We start from the raw sequence: 21,423 nt of genomic DNA on the forward strand, positions 1-21,423 counted from the left end.
TAAGATCGGGAAGTAGCTCAGCTTGGTAGAGCACTTGGTTTGGGACCAAGGGGTCGCAGGTTCGAATCCTGTCTTCCCGACCATCTTTTATGGGGCCTTAGCTCAGCTGGGAGAGCGCCTGCCTTGCACGCAGGAGGTCAGCGGTTCGATCCCGCTAGGCTCCACCAATATGATCTTTGAAAACTAAACAAGACAAAACGTACCTGTTAATTCGAGTTTTTATAAAAAAATCCTATGATACATCATAGGTAGTCAGTCAAACTGGCGAAAAACAAAACTTCGGTTTTGTACTTTTTCGGAGAGTTTGATCCTGGCTCAGGACGAACGCTGGCGGCGTGCCTAATACATGCAAGTCGAGCGGACAGAAGGGAGCTTGCTCCCGGATGTTAGCGGCGGACGGGTGAGTAACACGTGGGTAACCTGCCTGTAAGACTGGGATAACTCCGGGAAACCGGAGCTAATACCGGATAGTTCCTTGAACCGCATGGTTCAAGGATGAAAGACGGTTTCGGCTGTCACTTACAGATGGACCCGCGGCGCATTAGCTAGTTGGTGGGGTAATGGCTCACCAAGGCGACGATGCGTAGCCGACCTGAGAGGGTGATCGGCCACACTGGGACTGAGACACGGCCCAGACTCCTACGGGAGGCAGCAGTAGGGAATCTTCCGCAATGGACGAAAGTCTGACGGAGCAACGCCGCGTGAGTGATGAAGGTTTTCGGATCGTAAAGCTCTGTTGTTAGGGAAGAACAAGTGCGAGAGTAACTGCTCGCACCTTGACGGTACCTAACCAGAAAGCCACGGCTAACTACGTGCCAGCAGCCGCGGTAATACGTAGGTGGCAAGCGTTGTCCGGAATTATTGGGCGTAAAGGGCTCGCAGGCGGTTTCTTAAGTCTGATGTGAAAGCCCCCGGCTCAACCGGGGAGGGTCATTGGAAACTGGGAAACTTGAGTGCAGAAGAGGAGAGTGGAATTCCACGTGTAGCGGTGAAATGCGTAGAGATGTGGAGGAACACCAGTGGCGAAGGCGACTCTCTGGTCTGTAACTGACGCTGAGGAGCGAAAGCGTGGGGAGCGAACAGGATTAGATACCCTGGTAGTCCACGCCGTAAACGATGAGTGCTAAGTGTTAGGGGGTTTCCGCCCCTTAGTGCTGCAGCTAACGCATTAAGCACTCCGCCTGGGGAGTACGGTCGCAAGACTGAAACTCAAAGGAATTGACGGGGGCCCGCACAAGCGGTGGAGCATGTGGTTTAATTCGAAGCAACGCGAAGAACCTTACCAGGTCTTGACATCCTCTGACAACCCTAGAGATAGGGCTTTCCCTTCGGGGACAGAGTGACAGGTGGTGCATGGTTGTCGTCAGCTCGTGTCGTGAGATGTTGGGTTAAGTCCCGCAACGAGCGCAACCCTTGATCTTAGTTGCCAGCATTTAGTTGGGCACTCTAAGGTGACTGCCGGTGACAAACCGGAGGAAGGTGGGGATGACGTCAAATCATCATGCCCCTTATGACCTGGGCTACACACGTGCTACAATGGACAGAACAAAGGGCTGCGAGACCGCAAGGTTTAGCCAATCCCATAAATCTGTTCTCAGTTCGGATCGCAGTCTGCAACTCGACTGCGTGAAGCTGGAATCGCTAGTAATCGCGGATCAGCATGCCGCGGTGAATACGTTCCCGGGCCTTGTACACACCGCCCGTCACACCACGAGAGTTTGCAACACCCGAAGTCGGTGAGGTAACCTTTATGGAGCCAGCCGCCGAAGGTGGGGCAGATGATTGGGGTGAAGTCGTAACAAGGTAGCCGTATCGGAAGGTGCGGCTGGATCACCTCCTTTCTAAGGATATATGGAGCAGCGTACGTTTTCGTCTTGTTTAGTTTTGAAGGATCATTCCTTCAAGATATGTCTCTAGCGAGACAGGATTGTTCTTTGAAAACTAGATAACAATAAGTAATACATTCACATTGAATGCAATGCAAAGTTCATCACACATAGTGATTCTTTCTAAAGTAAGAAATGGTTAAGTTAGAAAGGGCGCACGGTGGATGCCTTGGCACTAGGAGCCGATGAAGGACGGGACGAACACCGATATGCTTCGGGGAGCTGTAAGCAAGCGTTGATCCGGAGATTTCCGAATGGGGAAACCCACTGCTCGTAATGGAGTAGTATCCATACTTGAATACATAGAGTATGAGAAGGCATACCCGGGGAACTGAAACATCTAAGTACCCGGAGGAAGAGAAAGCAAATGCGATTCCCTGAGTAGCGGCGAGCGAAACGGGAACAGCCCAAACCAAGAGGCTTGCCTCTTGGGGTTGTAGGACACTCTATACGGAGTTACAAAGGAACGATATAAGCGAAGAGGTCTGGAAAGGCCCGCCAAAGAAGGTAACAGCCCTGTAACTGAAATGTTGTTCTCTCCAGAGTGGATCCTGAGTACGGCGGAACACGTGAAATTCCGTCGGAATCCGGGAGGACCATCTCCCAAGGCTAAATACTCCCTAGTGACCGATAGTGAACCAGTACCGTGAGGGAAAGGTGAAAAGCACCCCGGAAGGGGAGTGAAATAGATCCTGAAACCGTGTGCCTACAAGTAGTCAGAGCCCGTTAATGGGTGATGGCGTGCCTTTTGTAGAATGAACCGGCGAGTTACGATCCCGTGCAAGGTTAAGCAGAAGATGCGGAGCCGCAGCGAAAGCGAGTCTGAATAGGGCGCATGAGTACGTGGTCGTAGACCCGAAACCAGGTGATCTACCCATGTCCAGGGTGAAGTTCAGGTAACACTGAATGGAGGCCCGAACCCACGCACGTTGAAAAGTGCGGGGATGAGGTGTGGGTAGGGGTGAAATGCCAATCGAACCTGGAGATAGCTGGTTCTCTCCGAAATAGCTTTAGGGCTAGCCTCAAGGTAAGAGTCTCGGAGGTAGAGCACTGATTGGACTAGGGGCCCCTACCGGGTTACCGAATTCAGTCAAACTCCGAATGCCGATGACTTATCCTTGGGAGTCAGACTGCGAGTGATAAGATCCGTAGTCGAAAGGGAAACAGCCCAGACCGCCAGCTAAGGTCCCAAAGTATACGTTAAGTGGAAAAGGATGTGGAGTTGCTTAGACAACCAGGATGTTGGCTTAGAAGCAGCCACCATTTAAAGAGTGCGTAATAGCTCACTGGTCGAGTGACTCTGCGCCGAAAATGTACCGGGGCTAAACGTATCACCGAAGCTGCGGACTGTTCTTACGAACAGTGGTAGGAGAGCGTTCTAAGTGCTGTGAAGTCAGACCGGAAGGACTGGTGGAGCGCTTAGAAGTGAGAATGCCGGTATGAGTAGCGAAAGACGGGTGAGAATCCCGTCCACCGAATGCCTAAGGTTTCCTGAGGAAGGCTCGTCCGCTCAGGGTTAGTCGGGACCTAAGCCGAGGCCGAAAGGCGTAGGCGATGGACAACAGGTTGATATTCCTGTACCACCTCCTCACCATTTGAGCAATGGGGGGACGCAGGAGGATAGGGTAAGCGCGGTATTGGATATCCGCGTCCAAGCAGTTAGGCTGGGAAATAGGCAAATCCGTTTCCCGTAAAGGCTGAGCTGTGATGGCGAGCGAAATTTAGTAGCGAAGTTCCTGATTCCACACTGCCAAGAAAAGCCTCTAGCGAGGTGAGAGGTGCCCGTACCGCAAACCGACACAGGTAGGCGAGGAGAGAATCCTAAGGTGATCGAGAGAACTCTCGTTAAGGAACTCGGCAAAATGACCCCGTAACTTCGGGAGAAGGGGTGCTTCTTAGGGTGTTAAAGCCCCGAGAAGCCGCAGTGAATAGGCCCAGGCGACTGTTTAGCAAAAACACAGGTCTCTGCGAAGCCGTAAGGCGAAGTATAGGGGCTGACGCCTGCCCGGTGCTGGAAGGTTAAGAGGAGCGCTTAGCGTAAGCGAAGGTGCGAATTGAAGCCCCAGTAAACGGCGGCCGTAACTATAACGGTCCTAAGGTAGCGAAATTCCTTGTCGGGTAAGTTCCGACCCGCACGAAAGGCGCAACGATCTGGGCACTGTCTCAACGAGAGACTCGGTGAAATTATAGTACCTGTGAAGATGCAGGTTACCCGCGACAGGACGGAAAGACCCCGTGGAGCTTTACTGCAGCCTGATATTGAATGTTGGTACAGCTTGTACAGGATAGGTAGGAGCCTTGGAAACCGGAGCGCTAGCTTCGGTGGAGGCATCGGTGGGATACTACCCTGGCTGTATTGACCTTCTAACCCGCTGCCCTTATCGGGCAGGGAGACAGTGTCAGGTGGGCAGTTTGACTGGGGCGGTCGCCTCCTAAAATGTAACGGAGGCGCCCAAAGGTTCCCTCAGAATGGTTGGAAATCATTCGCAGAGTGTAAAGGCACAAGGGAGCTTGACTGCGAGACCTACAAGTCGAGCAGGGACGAAAGTCGGGCTTAGTGATCCGGTGGTTCCGCATGGAAGGGCCATCGCTCAACGGATAAAAGCTACCCCGGGGATAACAGGCTTATCTCCCCCAAGAGTCCACATCGACGGGGAGGTTTGGCACCTCGATGTCGGCTCATCGCATCCTGGGGCTGTAGTCGGTCCCAAGGGTTGGGCTGTTCGCCCATTAAAGCGGTACGCGAGCTGGGTTCAGAACGTCGTGAGACAGTTCGGTCCCTATCCGTCGCGGGCGCAGGAAATTTGAGAGGAGCTGTCCTTAGTACGAGAGGACCGGGATGGACGCACCGCTGGTGTACCAGTTGTTCTGCCAAGGGCATCGCTGGGTAGCTATGTGCGGACGGGATAAGTGCTGAAAGCATCTAAGCATGAAGCCCCCCTCAAGATGAGATTTCCCATTCCGCAAGGAAGTAAGATCCCTGAAAGATGATCAGGTTGATAGGTCTGAGGTGGAAGCGTGGTGACACGTGGAGCTGACAGATACTAATAGATCGAGGACTTAACCTATATTCTAATGTGAAGCTTGAACATTGTTATCTAGTTTTGAGAGAACATTCTCTCCATCAGGTTTGGTGGCGATAGCGAAGAGGTCACACCCGTTCCCATACCGAACACGGAAGTTAAGCTCTTCAGCGCCGATGGTAGTTGGGGGTCTCCCCCTGTGAGAGTAGGACGCCGCCAAGCTTTTCTAAGGATCAGTTCCATACGGAACTGGTCTTTTTTGTGTTTTTGAGAGGTTTGACACCATATAAATGTGGAAATAATATTCTTAGTTGAGCGATTATCTTGAAAAATCGATCGAAAAAATTTATAGTAAGGTTAAAGTCAAATATAGTCAAAGTCAATGGAGGAGGAGGCGGAGTGGCACAAAATATTTCTGATATCATCGAGCAGTATTTGAAGGAAGTCTTGGATCAGAATGGTCGAGAAATATTAGAAATTAAGCGCAATGAAATTGCAGATAAGTTTCAATGCGTACCTTCACAAATTAACTATGTTATCAATACACGCTTTACGAGCGAGAGAGGCTATATCGTTGAAAGTAAGCGTGGCGGCGGTGGCTATATCCGCATCATTAAAGTCAAAATGAATGATGAAGTCGACTTATTGAACAACATTATTTCCCAAATATATCATCGTTTATCACAGGCTGCCTCTGATCATATCATCATGCGTCTTGTAGAAAATAACATTTTATCTGAAAGAGAAGCTAAGATGATGATCAGTGTCATGGACCGTTCTGTTTTGCACATTGATTTACCTGAACGAGATGAATTGCGGGCTCGGATGATGAAAGCGATGTTAAATGCTTTGAAATTAAAGTAAAGCGGGTGAAAAGATTGATTTGTCAAGAATGCAATGAGAGACCAGCCACTTTTCACTTTACGAAAGTTATAAATGGAGAAAAACAAGAAATGCACATATGTGAACAATGTGCAAAAGAAAACAGTGATTCATATGCTATGAGTGGAAACCAAGGTTTCTCGATTCACAACTTATTATCAGGCTTATTGAATATTGATCCTAGCTTCACCACAAGTGCTAATAAGGAATCATCCATTTTTCAAGAAGCGAGAGAAGTGGATCAATGTCCTAAGTGTGGCTTAACCTTTCAACAATTCAGAAAAACAGGCCGTTTTGGCTGTGCAGAATGCTATCGTTCATTTGATCAGTATCTGAACCCTGTTTTACGGAAAGTCCATAGTGGAAATACAGTCCATAATGGAAAAGTGCCTAAACGGATTGCCGGCAGTCTTCATGTCCGCCGGAAACTTGAGTTAATGCAGCAAGAGCTGAAGCAGTTGATTGAACAAGAAGAGTTTGAAAAAGCAGCGGAAGTTCGAGATCAAATTCGTGCATTAGAGCACGAGCAATCTCAGCAGAGGGAGGGAGATTAACAACATGTCGCTCCAGCATTTTATTCAAGACGCTTTAAGTCAATGGATGAAACAAAAAGGACCAGAAAGTGACATTGTTCTAAGCAGTCGAATCCGGCTAGCACGCAACCTAGAGCATGTTCGTTTCCCAACTCAGTTTTCTCAAGAAGAGGCTGAAGCTGTCCTCCAGCAATTCGAGCAAAAGTTTGCTAGCCAGGAAGTGAAGGACATCGGAAACTTTGTTCTGATTCGTATGAATGAAACGCAGCCTTTAGCAAAGAGAGTACTTGTTGAAAAACATTTGATCAGCCCAAACTTAGCTGAATCAAGATTTGGCGGTTGTTTGCTTTCTGAAAATGAGGAAATCAGTGTGATGCTGAATGAAGAAGACCATATTCGGATCCAATGCTTATTCCCAGGATTCCAACTAGCCAATGCATTAAAAGCGGCTAATCAGATAGATGACTGGATTGAAGAGCAAGTGGATTATGCGTTTTCGGAAAAGCGGGGATACTTAACAAGCTGTCCAACTAATGTAGGTACAGGTATTAGGGCATCGGTCATGATGCATTTACCAGCTTTAGCCCTCACAAGACAAATGAATCGGATTATTCCGGCCATTAATCAATTAGGTCTTGTAGTCAGAGGAATTTATGGTGAAGGCAGCGAAGCAATAGGGAACATCTTTCAAATTTCAAATCAAATGACACTTGGTCAATCAGAAGAAGATATTGTAGACGACTTAAATAGTGTGACCGCTCAGCTCATTGAACAAGAGCGATCTGCACGAAAGGCGTTATATCAAACATCTCAAATTGAACTTGAGGACAGAGTGTACCGTTCCTTAGGGATTTTGGCCAATTGTCGCATGATTGAATCAAAGGAAACAGCAAAGTGTTTGTCAGATGTGCGCCTTGGAATTGATTTAGGTATCATTAAGGGGCTTTCAAGTAATATACTGAATGAACTCATGATTTTGACTCAGCCTGGCTTTCTTCAACAGTACTCAGGAGGAGCTTTGGAGCCAAATGAACGAGATATAAAACGAGCAGCGATTATTAGAGAAAGGCTGCGTTTAGAAATGCATAGGAATGGACAGGAGGATGAAACGATATGATGTTTGGAAGATTCACTGAAAGAGCTCAAAAGGTATTAGCACTTGCACAAGAAGAAGCCATTCGCCTAGGCCATAAGAACATTGGTACTGAGCACATTTTACTTGGTCTAGTACGTGAGGGTGAGGGCATCGCCGCAAAAGCGTTAGAAGCACTGGGCCTTGTTTCAGATAAAATCCAAAAAGAAGTCGAAAGCTTAATTGGAAGAGGGCAAGAGGTGTCTCAAGCTATTCCTCATTATACGCCTAGAGCGAAGAAGGTCACTGAGCTTTCAATGGATGAAGCAAGAAAGCTAGGTCATTCCTATGTAGGGACAGAACATATTCTATTAGGTCTTATTCGCGAGGGAGAGGGTGTAGCTGCCCGCGTTTTAAATAACCTCGGAGTGAGCTTAAATAAAGCACGTCAGCAAGTTCTGCAGCTGCTTGGCAGCAATGAAACAGGTGCATCTGCCGCTGGCTCTAACAGCAATGCAAATACACCAACATTAGATAGCTTGGCAAGAGATTTAACAGCTATTGCGAAAGAAGACAGCTTGGACCCTGTCATTGGACGAAGCAAAGAAATTCAGCGTGTCATTGAGGTCCTAAGCAGAAGAACAAAAAATAACCCTGTGCTGATTGGTGAGCCTGGCGTTGGTAAAACAGCCATCGCTGAAGGTCTTGCGCAGCAAATTATTCATAATGAAGTGCCTGAAATCCTGCGCGATAAACGAGTGATGACACTTGATATGGGAACCGTTGTAGCGGGAACGAAATATCGTGGTGAATTTGAGGATCGTTTGAAAAAAGTCATGGACGAAATTCGTCAGGCAGGAAATATCATTCTCTTCATTGATGAGCTTCATACACTCATTGGTGCTGGTGGAGCAGAGGGTGCGATTGACGCATCTAATATTCTCAAGCCATCCTTAGCACGTGGAGAGCTTCAATGTATCGGGGCGACAACGTTAGATGAGTACCGTAAATATATTGAAAAGGATGCTGCGCTTGAACGACGTTTCCAGCCAATTCAAGTGGATCAGCCATCTGTTGATGAAAGTATTCAAATCTTAAGAGGACTTAGAGATCGTTATGAGGCGCATCACCGTGTGTCCATTACAGATGAAGCGATTGAGGCGGCGGTGAAGCTGTCTGACCGTTATATTTCTGATCGTTTCCTTCCAGATAAGGCGATTGATTTAATTGATGAGGCAGGTTCGAAAGTCCGCTTACGTTCTTTCACAACACCGCCTAACCTAAAAGAACTAGAGCAAAAGCTCGATGAAGTACGCAAGGAAAAGGATGCTGCTGTTCAAAGTCAGGAATTTGAAAAAGCAGCTTCTCTTCGAGATACGGAACAGCGTTTGCGTGAAAAAGTAGAAGTCACAAAGAAATCTTGGAAAGAAAAACAAGGACAGGAGAATTCAGAGGTATCAGTGGATGATATCGCAATGGTTGTCTCTAGCTGGACGGGAGTGCCTGTTTCAAAAATTGCACAAACAGAAACAGATAAGCTTCTCAATATGGAACAATTGCTCCATTCTCGTGTGATCGGGCAGGATGAAGCGGTTGTCGCTGTAGCAAAAGCTGTGAGACGTGCGCGTGCTGGCCTAAAAGATCCAAAACGTCCAATCGGCTCCTTTATCTTCTTAGGCCCAACAGGGGTTGGTAAAACGGAGCTTGCAAGAGCACTCGCAGAGTCTATTTTCGGTGATGAAGAAGCGATGATCCGTATTGATATGTCTGAATACATGGAAAAACACTCTACATCTAGACTTGTTGGGTCACCTCCAGGCTATGTTGGCTATGAAGAAGGCGGTCAACTGACTGAAAAAGTGAGAAGAAAACCTTATTCTGTTGTGCTTTTAGACGAGATTGAAAAGGCACATCCAGATGTATTCAACATTTTGCTGCAAGTGTTAGAAGATGGCCGTCTGACTGATTCTAAAGGGCGTACCGTTGACTTTAGAAATACGATTTTGATCATGACATCCAACGTTGGAGCTAGTGAACTGAAGCGAAATAAATATGTTGGCTTTAATGTGCAGGATGAAGGACAAAATTACAAGGATATGAAAGGCAAAGTGATGGGCGAGTTGAAGCGTGCATTTAGACCAGAATTCATCAACCGTATTGATGAAATCATTGTCTTCCATTCACTTGAAAAGAAACATCTAAAAGAGATCGTGTCTCTCATGTCTGATCAATTGACGAAACGATTAAAAGAACAAGACCTTTCAATCGAATTGACGGAAGCAGCAAAAGCGAAGATTGCCGACGAAGGTGTAGATCTTGAGTACGGTGCGCGCCCGTTAAGAAGAGCGATTCAAAAGCATGTGGAGGATCGACTTTCTGAGGAGCTTCTGAAGGGTAATATTGAAAAAGGTCAACATATCGTATTAGATGTGGAAGATGGAGAAATTGTCGTAAAAACGACGGCTGCTACGAACTAATATAGTAAGAAAAAAGTGTGAGGCATACCAGTAAAGTGTATGCCTCCCTTTACTTATTTTCTGACCAGTATAAGGAGTTGTATTCTTCAATCTATGGCTAAGACAAAATCAAAATTTATATGCCAATCGTGCGGTTATGAGTCAGCCAAATGGATGGGGAAATGTCCAGGCTGCGGCACGTGGAACAGTATGACAGAAGAGGTCGTTCGCAAAGAGCCGGCAAACCGTCGAAGCGCTTTTAATCATTCTGTTCAAACCATTCAAAAACCTTCACCTATATCTGCAATTGAAACATCAGATGAACCCCGAATCAAAACGAATTTAGAAGAATTTAACCGAGTATTAGGAAGTGGAATTGTCAAAGGCTCTCTTGTTCTCATTGGCGGAGATCCTGGGATTGGGAAGTCCACATTATTATTACAAGTATCAGCACAGCTCTCAGACAAAAATCAGAATGTATTATACATATCTGGTGAGGAGTCCATTAAACAAACGAAGCTAAGAGCTGACCGCCTCGGCATAAAAAGCACCTCTTTACATGTTTTGGCTGAAACCGATATGGAGTATATAACGTCTGCTATACAAGAGATGAAACCCGCTTTTGTCGTGGTGGATTCGATTCAAACCGTTTATCAAAGCGATATTACGTCAGCTCCTGGGTCTGTATCTCAAGTGAGAGAATGTACAGCACAGCTGATGAAAATTGCCAAGACAAATGGTATTCCAATATTTATCGTTGGTCACGTGACCAAAGAAGGCTCGATCGCAGGTCCACGCCTTTTAGAGCATATGGTGGACACGGTTCTTTATTTTGAAGGCGAGCGTCATCATACGTTTCGTATCTTGCGTGCGGTGAAAAACCGATTTGGTTCAACGAATGAATTAGGGATTTTTGAAATGAGAGAGGAAGGGCTCACGGAAGTATTAAACCCATCCGAAATTTTCTTAGAAGAACGTTCGGCAGGTGTATCTGGTTCGTGTGTTGTTGCCTCAATGGAAGGAACAAGACCCGTTCTTGTCGAGATACAAGCATTAATTTCACCGACAAGCTTTGGGAATCCACGGAGAATGGCCACTGGCCTTGATCATAATCGTGTGTCATTGCTAATGGCCGTTTTAGAAAAACGTGTCGGACTGCTGCTGCAAAACCAAGATGCGTATTTAAAGGTCGCAGGCGGTGTGAAGCTTGACGAACCGGCGATTGATTTGGCCATTGCGGTCAGTATTGCTTCAAGCTTTAAAGACGCAGCGCCGCATCAAGCGGATTGCTTTATAGGAGAGGTCGGTCTGACGGGAGAAGTCAGAAGAGTATCAAGAATTGAACAGCGTGTGCAGGAAGCTGCGAAACTAGGATTTAAGCGAATGTTTATTCCTCAGGCGAATATAGATGGATGGAAAAAGCCGAGAGGGATTGAGTTAGTCGGTGTAGAAAATGTAGCGGAGGCACTTCGAATTTCACTAGGGGGATCATAGAAATGGAAAAAGAGAAAAAAGGAGCGAGAGAACTCGATCTCTTAGATATCGTACAGTTTGTGGCACCAGGGACACCTCTTCGGGCTGGGATCGAAAATGTCCTGAGGGCCAATACTGGCGGGCTCATTGTTGTTGGTTATAACGACAAAGTCAAGAGTGTTGTAGATGGAGGGTTTCATATTAACTCTGCCTTCTCCCCAGCACACTTATATGAATTGGCTAAGATGGATGGTGCTATTATTTTAAGCGATTCTGGTCAAAAGATCTTGTATGCGAACACACAGCTCATGCCAGATGCAACCATCCATTCATCGGAAACGGGCATGAGGCACCGTACTGCTGAACGTGTAGCGAAGCAGACAGGCTGCTTAATCATTGCGATTTCTGAACGGAGGAACGTCATTACCTTATACCAAGGGAATCGTCGTTATACGCTGAAAGATATTGGCTTTATTTTAACGAAGGCCAACCAAGCCATACAAACACTTGAGAAATATAAAACCATTTTAGATCACGCCATTTCTGCGCTAAGCGCCCTAGAATTTGAAGAGCTTGTGACCTTTGGTGATGTTTTATCCGTGCTGCATCGTTACGAGATGGTGCTTAGAATCAAAAATGAAATCAATATGTATATCAAAGAGCTCGGAACAGAAGGACATTTGATCCGTCTGCAAGTCAATGAACTGATTACGGATATGGAGCAGGAAGCGGCTTTATTTATTAAAGATTATGTGAAAGAAAAGATTAAAGATCCATATGTTCTGCTTAAACAGCTCCAAGATATGTCTAGCTTTGAGCTTTTAGATGACTCCATTCTGTACAAGTTACTTGGCTATCCAGCTTCTACAAATATTGACGAATATGTGTACACAAGAGGCTACAGATTGCTTCACAAAATCCCTAGACTGCCTATGCCAATCGTCGAAAACGTGGTTGAAGCGTTCGGTGTGTTAGATCGAATTATGGAAGCGGATGTACAAGATTTGGATGAAGTAGAAGGAATTGGAGAAGTAAGAGCGAAAAAGATAAAAAAAGGATTAAAAAGACTGCAAGAAAAACATTATATCGACCGCCAGCTATAAGGAGAGAAATTTTTCTTAAACACGGTTAAAAATGGATGAATATGGGTATATTAATGATGCTTTTGTTTTCTGTTGATTATGATAGGAAACTTAAACATATATCAATGTCAGGTGAGGGTGGATTGACAGATGAAAAATAAAGGAGGTGAAGGTATGTTAAAAAGAATCGTTCAGGCGTTTTTTATCATTTTTGGTGCAGTTGTAGGGATTTTTATCATTCCAGAGTTATTTCTGCTGTTAAATGTAAAGGACATACCTTTCATAACAAATGCTTACTCTTCAGCACTAATAGGAGCCGCTGTGTTCTTTATCATCGGCAAATGGTGCACAGGCTATGTGGTTAATTGGGTGAAATGGATCGAGGATTCTCTATTAAAGGCGCCTCTTCCTGATCTTATATCTGGAAGTTTCGGATTAGTATTTGGACTTATTCTAGCATATCTTATTGTAAACGTGATCCCGCTAAACAATATCCCATATCATATTTTTGGTACCATTATTCCGATTTTCCTGGCTTTCTTTTTAGGATACCTTGGATTTCAGGTAGGGTTTAAGAAGAAGGATGAAATGATGGGGCTGTTCTCCCGATCTGCAAAGGTCACCAAGAAAAAAGGAGCAGCTGATGATGAACCTGAAATAGAAGATAAAAAGCTGAAAATTTTAGACACAAGTGTTATCATTGATGGAAGAATCGCAGATATTTGTCAAACTGGATTCTTAGAAGGTGTCATGGTCATTCCTCAATTTGTGCTCGAGGAATTACAGCATATTGCAGACTCTTCTGATGTATTAAAGAGAAATAGAGGCCGAAGAGGTCTTGATATTTTAAATCGTATTCAAAAAGAATTAGATATCAAAGTTGAAATTTACGAAGGTGACTTTGAAGACATTCAAGAGGTTGATAGCAAGCTTGTGAAGCTCGCTAAATTAACTTCAGGTGTTGTTGTGACAAATGATTTTAATTTAAATAAAGTATGCGAACTTCAAAAAGTAGCAGTGTTAAACATCAATGATCTAGCCAATGCGGTGAAACCGGTTGTGCTACCTGGGGAAGAAATGAAGGTACAGGTCATTAAAGATGGGAAAGAGCATAACCAAGGTGTTGCTTACTTAGATGACGGTACGATGATTGTGGTCGAAGAAGGACGCAATTACATTGGAAAAGACATCGATGTGCTCGTCACAAGTGTGCTGCAGACTGCTGCTGGAAGAATGATTTTTGCGAAGCCAAAACTTCTGGAGAAGGCGCTCTAAAGGGAGAACGAACATGTATTATGAAGTAGTTATTCCGGCTGCGGGGCAGGGGAAACGAATGAAGGCCGGCCGCAATAAGCTTTTTATTGAGCTGAAAAGAATGCCGGTCATTATTCATACACTAAAGGTGTTTGACGCTCATTCGCAATGCAAACGCATGATCCTAGCGATCAATGAAGAGGAGCGTCAAGACTTTGAAAGGCTACTCAAGGTACACGCTTTTCAAACGCCTGTTTCACTTGTCACTGGCGGTGAAGAACGTCAGCAAAGTGTATACGAAGGATTAAAGGCTGTGAAAGATGCAGACATCGTGCTTGTTCATGATGGGGCAAGGCCTTTTATTAAGCATACACAGATTGACTTGCTCGTTAAAGCAGCGATTGAAAAAGGCTCCGCAGTTGTAGCGGTACCAGTGAAAGACACAATCAAACGCGTTCAAGAAGGCAAAGTGGAACAAACCATTGAACGTCAGAGCTTGTGGGCAGTCCAGACCCCACAAGCTTTTCGTCATTCTATTTTAAAAGAGGCGCATGAATATGCGGAGCGGACCGGCTTTCTTGGAACAGACGACGCCAGTCTTGTGGAACAATTACATGGTGAAAACGTGTATATTGTCCAAGGAGATTACACCAATATTAAGCTGACGACACCGGATGATTTATTGGTTGCCAAGGCAATTATGGATGCGGAAAGAGGGTACTAGATCATGTTGAGAATAGGACAAGGCTTTGATGTACATCAATTAACAGAGGGAAGACCTTTGATTATCGGCGGGGTCACCATCCCTTATGAAAAGGGGCTGCTTGGGCATTCAGACGCTGATGTACTGCTTCACACAGTGGCAGATGCCTGCCTAGGTGCGATTGCTGAAGGAGATATCGGCAGACATTTCCCAGACACAGATCCTGAGTTTAAGGATGCGGATTCTTTTAAATTACTGCAGCATGTGTGGGCACTAGTAAAGGAAAAAGGCTACACACTTGTGAATATTGATTGCACAATCATGGCGCAAAAGCCCAAAATGGCACCTTACATTCAACCAATGTGTGAGAAGATTGCAGAAGCGCTTGAGGCAGATGTCACACAGGTGAATGTGAAAGCAACAACGACAGAGAAACTTGGATTTACAGGAAGAGGCGAAGGAGTTGCCTCTCAGGCAACAGTGCTTCTTCAGAAAAAGTGAAATCCATTTTGATGAGAATGGGATTTGATGATAAAATACGTTTATAAAAAATTGGTGTCAGACAACATGATGCAGATGAAAGGAAGTTAAACTCATGGGAAATGAAGTGCGTGTTCGTTATGCACCGAGTCCAACTGGTCATTTACATATTGGGAATGCTAGAACGGCTCTTTTCAACTATTTGTTCGCACGCAGTCAAGGCGGCAAATTTATTATTCGAATCGAAGATACGGATCAAAAGCGTAATGTAGAAGGCGGAGAAGAAAGCCAGCTTCGCCACCTGCAATGGCTCGGTATTGATTGGGATGAGAGCATTGATAAAAATGGCGGCTATGGTCCTTACAGACAATCAGAGCGTAATGAGATTTACAAAAAATATTATGATGAGCTGCTAGAGAAAGACTTGGCGTATAAGTGCTATTGTACGGCTGAAGAGCTAGAGGAAGAGCGTGAAGCACAAATCGCCCGCAGTGAAATGCCTCGATATTCTGGTAAATGCAGCCATTTATCAAAAGAAGAAGAGGACAAGCTGATCGCTGAAGGAAGAGAGCCAAGTATCCGCTTCCGAGTGCCAAAAGGAGAAATCATCAAATTTGACGACATGGTCAAAGGCGATATTTCATTTGAAACAGACGGCATCGGTGATTTTGTCATTGTGAAGAAAGACGGCACGCCAACTTATAACTTCGCTGTAGCAGTGGATGATCATTTGATGAAAATGACTCACATTCTCCGCGGAGAGGATCACATTTCGAATACGCCTAAACAAATCATGATCTTCAACGCATTTGGCTGGGATGTTCCGCTATTCGGACATATGACGCTGATTGTGAACGAGAACCGCAAAAAATTAAGTAAGCGTGATGAATCCATTATTCAATTCATCGAGCAATATAAAAACTTGGGCTATTTACCAGAAGCCCTGTTCAACTTCATTGCACTACTTGGATGGTCTCCGGTGGGCGAAGAAGAACTGTTTACAAAAGAGCAATTCATCGACATTTTCGATGTAAACCGACTTTCTAAGTCACCAGCTCTATTCGATATGCATAAACTAAAATGGGTAAATAACCAATACGTGAAGGCACTTGATCTTGATCAGGTTGTTGCGTTAACACTTCCGCATCTTCAAAAGGCAGGCAAGGTAAGCGAGCAGCTGACAGAAGAAGAAAACACGTGGGTGCGCAAGCTTATTTCTCTGTATCACGAACAATTAAGCTATGGAGCAGAAATTGTTGAGTTAACAGAGTTGTTCTTTAAGGAGCAAATTGAGTATAATCAAGAGGCGAAGGAAGTTTTAGCAGAGGAGCAAGTACCAGAAGTTATGGCATCTTTTGCTGGTCAGCTTGAACGACTTGAATCTTTCACACCTGATGAAATCAAGGCTGCTATTAAAGCGGTACAAAAAGAAACAGGGCATAAAGGCAAGAAACTATTCATGCCAATTCGTGTGGCTGTCACAGGACAAACGCATGGCCCAGAACTTCCGCAAAGTATTGAACTACTAGGTAAAGAAACGGTATTAAACCGCATTAAGCAAATATAAGGAAATCGTTGCGAGGGAGAAGTACAATGTTTTCGTCCATCACAGAAAGAGTCTTCACCGGCTGAAAGAGACTTATGGGCAGACGTTGGAAATGCACCCTCAAGACCCTTGAGGAACACGAGTACGTTAGTATGCAAGGGCGGTACCCTCCGTTATGGGATTAAGTTGAGAAGGCTGCAAAATGATGGCTTTCTAAACAGAGTGGAACCGCGTTTTCAAAACGTCTCTGTCATTTGGCAGAGGCGTTTTTTATTTGTCCAAAAAAAAGAGCAAGTCCTAAGAGAGATTGATGGGGAAGAACGGGGGGAGCATGTGTTTTTCAAAATGCTGAAAGAAGATATTGATACTGTGTTTGATCAAGATCCTGCTGCTAGAAGCTATATTGAAGTAGTGCTAACCTATTCAGGGCTTCATGCGATTTGGGCTCATCGTATCGCGCACGCATTTTATAAGCGTAAGCTGTACTTTCTTGCGCGGATCATTTCTCAGGTCAGCCGGTTTTTCACAGGGGTGGAAATTCACCCTGCGGCAACCATTGGCAGGCGCTTCTTCATTGACCACGGCATGGGAGTGGTGATTGGGGAAACATGTGAAATTGGAGACAACGTCACTGTTTTCCAAGGCGTGACACTAGGGGGAACAGGGAAAGAAAAGGGAAAGCGGCACCCGACCATTTTAGACGATGCCCTCATTGCGACAGGTGCAAAGGTGCTTGGTTCCATTACAGTCGGAAAAGGGGCCAAGATTGGTGCGGGGTCAGTTGTGTTAAAGGACGTACCAGACCATTCCACCGTTGTCGGTATACCTGGGCGAGTCGTCGTTCAAAATGGGAAGAAAATCAATCGTGATCTCAATCATCAAGATTTGCCAGATCCGATTTCCGATCGTTTCAAAGAATTGGAACGAGAAATGGAAAAGCTAAAAGGTGAGCTGGCTTCATTGAGCAGAAAGGAAGAACAATCATGACAATCAATATTTATAATACATTGACACGTAAGAAAGAAGAATTTGTCCCGCTTGAACCAGGAAAGGTCAAGATGTATGTGTGCGGACCAACCGTTTATAACTACATTCATATCGGGAATGCCAGACCTGCTATTGTTTATGACACTGTACGTAAGTATTTAGAATACAGCGGCTATGATGTGAACTTTGTCTCAAACTTTACAGATGTGGATGATAAACTCATCAAAGCAGCCAATGAACTCGGAGAAGATGTTCCGACGATTGCTGACCGCTTTATCCAAGCCTACTTTGAAGACGTCAGTGCACTAGGCTGCAAAAAAGCTGACCTTCACCCGCGAGTGACAGAAAATATGGATGATATCATTGCATTTATTGCGACATTGATTGAAAAAGGCTACGCCTATGAAGCGGATGGCGACGTGTATTACAGCACACGCTCATTTGAAGGCTACGGAAAGCTTTCTCACCAGTCGATTGATGAACTGAAGACAGGTGCTCGTATTCGTGTAGGTGAGAAGAAACGAGATGCACTGGACTTTGCTTTATGGAAGGCTGCAAAGGATCAAGAAATCTCATGGGATAGCCCGTGGGGCGAAGGACGCCCAGGCTGGCACATCGAATGCTCGGCCATGGTTAAAAAATATTTAGGTGATACGATCGACATTCATGCTGGCGGACAGGATTTAACCTTCCCTCACCATGAAAATGAAATCGCTCAATCCGAGGCTTTGACAGGGAAACCTTTTGCGAAGTATTGGATGCATAACGGATATATTAATATTGAGAATGAAAAAATGTCAAAATCACTTGGAAACTTTGTGCTCGTGCATGACATTGTGAAAGAACAAGATCCTGATGTGCTACGCTTCTTTATGTTGTCGGTTCACTACCGTCATCCAATTAACTACTCAATGGATTTACTAGAGAGTACAAAGAGTGCGTTTAACCGACTCAAAACGTCGTATGCTAATTTACATCATCGCCTCGAGAGCAGCACGAATATCACAGAAGACAATGCTGAATGGCTGGCGAAGGTTGAGGAGCAGCGTGCGACATTTATTTCTGAAATGAATGATGACTTTAATACGGCAAATGCAATTTCTGTTTTATTCGAACTTGCGAAACAGGCGAATTATTATATGGAAAATGATCATACTTCGGAGGAAGTGATCAAGGCATTTATCGGCTTATTCCAAGAAATCACGTCTGTTCTTGGCTTCTCATTAGAAGAAAAGCACACGCTTGACGAAGAAGTAGAAGCGTTAATTGAAAAACGCAATGAGGCTAGAAGAAATCGTGACTTTGCGCTATCTGATCAAATTCGTGACCAGTTAAAGAGCATGAATATTGTATTGGAGGACACTCCTCAAGGTACTCGCTGGAAAAGAGGAGAATAGGTCATGTTGAATTTTGAAAAGCTGAAAGACGGTAAACAGTTGAACGGACTTGCGCTTGCTTATATGGGTGATGCCATTTTTGAAGTCTATGTGAGGCATCACCTCCTCCAAACGGGGGCGACAAAACCAAATGAGCTGCACAAACGAGCAAGCAAGATTGTTTCAGCTAAATCTCAGGCAGCTATTTTATTTACGCTTCAGCAGCAAGGCTTTTTCACTGAAGCAGAAGAAGCAGTGCTGAAAAGAGGGAGAAATGCAAAATCAGGCACAGTGCCTAAAAACACAGACGTTCAAACGTATCGTTATAGTACGGCGCTTGAAGCGCTCATGGGTTATTTATTTATTGAAAAGCAGGACGAACGCTTAGAAGAGCTGATTAGTCAGGCGATTGAAATCGGAACTTCAGGGAGGAAGACAAATGAGTCAGCAACATGATTATGTGATTGGGAAAAATGCAGTGATTGAAACACTGAAGTCAGATCGGGAGTTATACAAGCTCTGGATGGCAGAAAACACTGTAAAAGGACAAGCCCAGCAGGTCATTGAACTCGCTAAAAAACAAAATATCACCATTCAGTATGTTCCGAGGAAAAAGCTTGATCAAATGGTAACAGGTCAGCACCAGGGAATCGTTGCACAAGTAGCAGCATATGAATATGCGGAATTGGACGATCTGTATCAAATCGCCGAAAAGCGGAATGAACAGCCGTTTTTTCTTATCTTAGATGAAATTGAAGACCCGCATAATTTAGGATCCATTATGCGTACAGCAGATGCTGTAGGTGCACACGGGATTGTCATTCCGAAAAGGAGAGCGGTCGGCTTAACGACAACCGTTGCCAAAGCATCTACTGGGGCGATTGAACATATTCCTGTTGCCAAGGTCACCAATCTTTCAAGAGCTCTTGATGAGATGAAAGAAAGAGGAATCTGGGTCGCGGGAACAGATGCGTCTGCCAAACAGGATTACAGACAATTTGATGGTACGATGCCGCTTGCTCTTGTGATTGGCAGTGAAGGAAAAGGGATTGGCCGATTGATCAAAGAAAAGTGTGATTTTCTGATTAAGCTGCCTATGGCCGGGAAGGTCACTTCGTTAAACGCATCAGTTGCTGCTAGTCTATTGATGTATGAAGTGTATCGAAAACGTTATCCGTTAGGAGAATAGAGATGGACATCCTCTTAGTCGATGGATACAACATGATAGGTGCATGGCCTCGGCTGCAGCACTTAAAGGAAAACAGCTTTGAAGAAGCCAGAGACGTGCTGATTCAAAATTTAGCAGAATATCAAGCATACACAGGGTATCGAGTCATTGTCGTATTCGATGCCCATATGGTCAAAGGAATCGAAAAAAAGCGGATCAACCACCGAGTAGAGGTCATCTTTACGAGAGAGAATGAAACAGCTGATGAGCGGATTGAAAAGCTGGCCCAGGATTTGAATAATGTTCGGACGCAAATTCATGTGGCGACCTCAGACTTCACAGAACAATGGGCAATTTTTGGGCAAGGAGCTCTTCGGAAGTCGGCTCGAGAGCTTTTGAGAGAGATTGAAGTGATCGAACGAAAGATAGAGACGAGAGTCAAAAAGATTACTTCTGATAAACCAGTATCCAAGATTGAATTGTCAGAAGATGTATTGAAAACGTTTGAAAAATGGCGGCGTGGGAATCTGGAATAGCTTGACGATATTTCAACCATTAATGTATAATATTTCTATCTAGGTGCGGTCGGGGGGATCGAAGTGAATCTAAACAACAGCAAGGGTAAATCCATCAGAGAGCAATTTTGCCAGTTGGAAGATGAACAAGTCATTGAAAAGGTTCATGTCGGAGATAGTGATGCGCTAGATTACTTGATAACGAAATACCGAAATTTTGTACGTGCAAAAGCAAGATCTTATTTCTTGATTGGAGCGGATCGAGAGGACATTGTCCAAGAGGGGATGATCGGACTTTATAAGTCTATCCGCGATTTCAGAGAGGACAAGCTTACTTCATTTAAGGCTTTTGCAGAATTATGTATTACCCGCCAAATTATCACCGCAATTAAAACAGCTACTCGCCAAAAACATATCCCATTAAATTCCTATGTATCATTAGATAAGCCAATATATGATGAAGAATCAGACAGAACATTGTTGGATGTCATTTCCGGTGCTAAAGCGCTTAACCCAGAAGATTTAATCATTAGCAAAGAAGAATTTGATGATATTGAAATGAAGATGGGTGAACTACTAAGCGAGCTGGAAAGAAAGGTTCTTGTGCTTTACCTTGATGGCAGATCCTATCAAGAGATTTCTGAAGATTTAAACCGTCATGTGAAATCAATTGATAACGCACTCCAAAGAGTAAAGAGAAAATTAGAGAAATATTTAGAGCTTCGCGAGATTAGTCTCTAATCAAACCTATATTGACAGCTTTTTCGACACTGTGATAAGGTACTAAGGAAATGATGTCGAGAAAATAGGTGTAAATATGAGGAAAAAGATTACTCTAGCCTGTAAAGACTGCGGAAGCCGCAATTATACGACAATGAAAAGTGATGCTTCAGCAGCTGAAAGATTAGAAGTTAAGAAATATTGCAAGACTTGTAATTCACATAAAACACATTTAGAAACGAAGTAAGATTTGCGTTCTTTAATCTG

At 44.6% G+C, this 21,423-nt stretch carries 17 protein-coding genes, 2 tRNA genes, 3 rRNA genes and 1 other annotated feature; all 22 genes read left to right on the top strand.

Annotation, left to right across the window (positions count from 1 at the left end):
• The first annotated feature begins 6 nt into the window (after positions 1-6).
• Positions 7-83, top strand: a tRNA-Pro gene (locus MHH26_RS17805).
• An 8-nt stretch (positions 84-91) separates the two neighbouring features.
• Positions 92-167, top strand: a tRNA-Ala gene (locus MHH26_RS17810).
• A 125-nt stretch (positions 168-292) separates the two neighbouring features.
• Positions 293-1,841, top strand: a 16S ribosomal RNA gene (locus MHH26_RS17815).
• A 182-nt stretch (positions 1,842-2,023) separates the two neighbouring features.
• Positions 2,024-4,954: ribosomal RNA gene (locus MHH26_RS17820) — 23S ribosomal RNA — on the top strand.
• A 61-nt stretch (positions 4,955-5,015) separates the two neighbouring features.
• A 5S ribosomal RNA gene (rrf, locus tag MHH26_RS17825) occupies positions 5,016-5,131 on the top strand.
• Together the 16S, 23S and 5S rRNA genes with 2 tRNA genes alongside form the textbook arrangement of a ribosomal RNA operon.
• A 177-nt stretch (positions 5,132-5,308) precedes the next feature.
• The gene (locus MHH26_RS17830; RefSeq protein WP_003217184.1) at positions 5,309-5,773 is read left to right on the top strand and encodes a CtsR family transcriptional regulator; all 465 of its coding nucleotides are present in this window, start codon (positions 5,309-5,311) and stop codon (positions 5,771-5,773) included.
• 14 nt (positions 5,774-5,787) lie between these two features.
• Positions 5,788-6,345 (top strand): UvrB/UvrC motif-containing protein, encoded by a 558-nt coding sequence (locus tag MHH26_RS17835; protein ID WP_307498846.1) that lies wholly within the window; start codon positions 5,788-5,790, stop codon positions 6,343-6,345.
• A gap of 4 nt (positions 6,346-6,349) precedes the next feature.
• Positions 6,350-7,441, top strand: coding sequence for a protein arginine kinase (locus MHH26_RS17840; protein WP_340974254.1), 1,092 nt, complete (start codon positions 6,350-6,352; stop codon positions 7,439-7,441).
• The gene (clpC, locus tag MHH26_RS17845; protein WP_034665649.1) at positions 7,438-9,873 is read left to right on the top strand and encodes an ATP-dependent protease ATP-binding subunit ClpC; all 2,436 of its coding nucleotides are present in this window, start codon (positions 7,438-7,440) and stop codon (positions 9,871-9,873) included. Before MHH26_RS17840 ends, clpC begins: the two co-directional genes overlap by 4 nt.
• Positions 9,874-9,966: 93 nt before the next feature.
• Positions 9,967-11,346, top strand: a complete 1,380-nt coding sequence (radA, locus tag MHH26_RS17850; RefSeq protein WP_034620767.1) for a DNA repair protein RadA — start codon at positions 9,967-9,969, stop codon at positions 11,344-11,346.
• Between the two features lie 2 nt (positions 11,347-11,348).
• Positions 11,349-12,428, top strand: a complete 1,080-nt coding sequence (gene disA, locus MHH26_RS17855) for a DNA integrity scanning diadenylate cyclase DisA (RefSeq protein ID WP_012008686.1) — start codon at positions 11,349-11,351, stop codon at positions 12,426-12,428.
• A 153-nt stretch (positions 12,429-12,581) separates the two neighbouring features.
• Positions 12,582-13,682, top strand: a complete 1,101-nt coding sequence (locus tag MHH26_RS17860; protein ID WP_003217214.1) for a PIN/TRAM domain-containing protein — start codon at positions 12,582-12,584, stop codon at positions 13,680-13,682.
• A gap of 13 nt (positions 13,683-13,695) precedes the next feature.
• On the top strand, positions 13,696-14,385 hold the full coding sequence (gene ispD, locus MHH26_RS17865) for a 2-C-methyl-D-erythritol 4-phosphate cytidylyltransferase (protein WP_034665643.1): 690 nt from the start codon (positions 13,696-13,698) through the stop codon (positions 14,383-14,385).
• Between the two features lie 3 nt (positions 14,386-14,388).
• Positions 14,389-14,865, top strand: a complete 477-nt coding sequence (gene ispF / locus MHH26_RS17870) for a 2-C-methyl-D-erythritol 2,4-cyclodiphosphate synthase (RefSeq protein ID WP_334750967.1) — start codon at positions 14,389-14,391, stop codon at positions 14,863-14,865.
• Between the two features lie 94 nt (positions 14,866-14,959).
• Positions 14,960-16,411: a glutamate--tRNA ligase gene (gene gltX, locus MHH26_RS17875; RefSeq protein ID WP_307498849.1), complete on the top strand. Its 1,452-nt coding sequence runs from the start codon at positions 14,960-14,962 to the stop codon at positions 16,409-16,411.
• Positions 16,411-16,642 (top strand) — a binding site (T-box leader). (Overlaps the previous gene by 1 nt.)
• Before the next feature lie 81 nt (positions 16,643-16,723).
• Complete coding sequence (cysE, locus tag MHH26_RS17880; protein WP_012008691.1) at positions 16,724-17,377, top strand: serine O-acetyltransferase; 654 nt, start codon at positions 16,724-16,726, stop codon at positions 17,375-17,377.
• Positions 17,374-18,774: a cysteine--tRNA ligase gene (gene cysS, locus MHH26_RS17885; protein ID WP_003217177.1), complete on the top strand. Its 1,401-nt coding sequence runs from the start codon at positions 17,374-17,376 to the stop codon at positions 18,772-18,774. Before cysE ends, cysS begins: the two co-directional genes overlap by 4 nt.
• Before the next feature lie 3 nt (positions 18,775-18,777).
• On the top strand, positions 18,778-19,209 hold the full coding sequence (locus tag MHH26_RS17890) for a Mini-ribonuclease 3 (protein ID WP_034665636.1): 432 nt from the start codon (positions 18,778-18,780) through the stop codon (positions 19,207-19,209).
• A complete protein-coding gene (gene rlmB / locus MHH26_RS17895; RefSeq protein ID WP_034665632.1) occupies positions 19,193-19,942 on the top strand; it encodes a 23S rRNA (guanosine(2251)-2'-O)-methyltransferase RlmB in 750 nt (249 codons plus the stop codon). Before MHH26_RS17890 ends, rlmB begins: the two co-directional genes overlap by 17 nt.
• Before the next feature lie 2 nt (positions 19,943-19,944).
• On the top strand, positions 19,945-20,457 hold the full coding sequence (rae1, locus tag MHH26_RS17900; protein ID WP_034665628.1) for a ribosome-dependent mRNA decay endonuclease Rae1/YacP: 513 nt from the start codon (positions 19,945-19,947) through the stop codon (positions 20,455-20,457).
• Positions 20,458-20,520: 63 nt separating this feature from the next.
• Positions 20,521-21,177, top strand: a complete 657-nt coding sequence (gene sigH / locus MHH26_RS17905; protein ID WP_340974257.1) for an RNA polymerase sporulation sigma factor SigH — start codon at positions 20,521-20,523, stop codon at positions 21,175-21,177.
• A gap of 76 nt (positions 21,178-21,253) precedes the next feature.
• Positions 21,254-21,403 (top strand): 50S ribosomal protein L33, encoded by a 150-nt coding sequence (gene rpmG / locus MHH26_RS17910; RefSeq protein WP_012008694.1) that lies wholly within the window; start codon positions 21,254-21,256, stop codon positions 21,401-21,403.
• Positions 21,404-21,423: the final 20 nt, after the last annotated feature.

This window comes from Bacillus sp. FSL K6-2839, from assembly GCF_038003365.1.
Taxonomy (GTDB): Bacteria; Bacillota; Bacilli; order Bacillales; family Bacillaceae; genus Bacillus.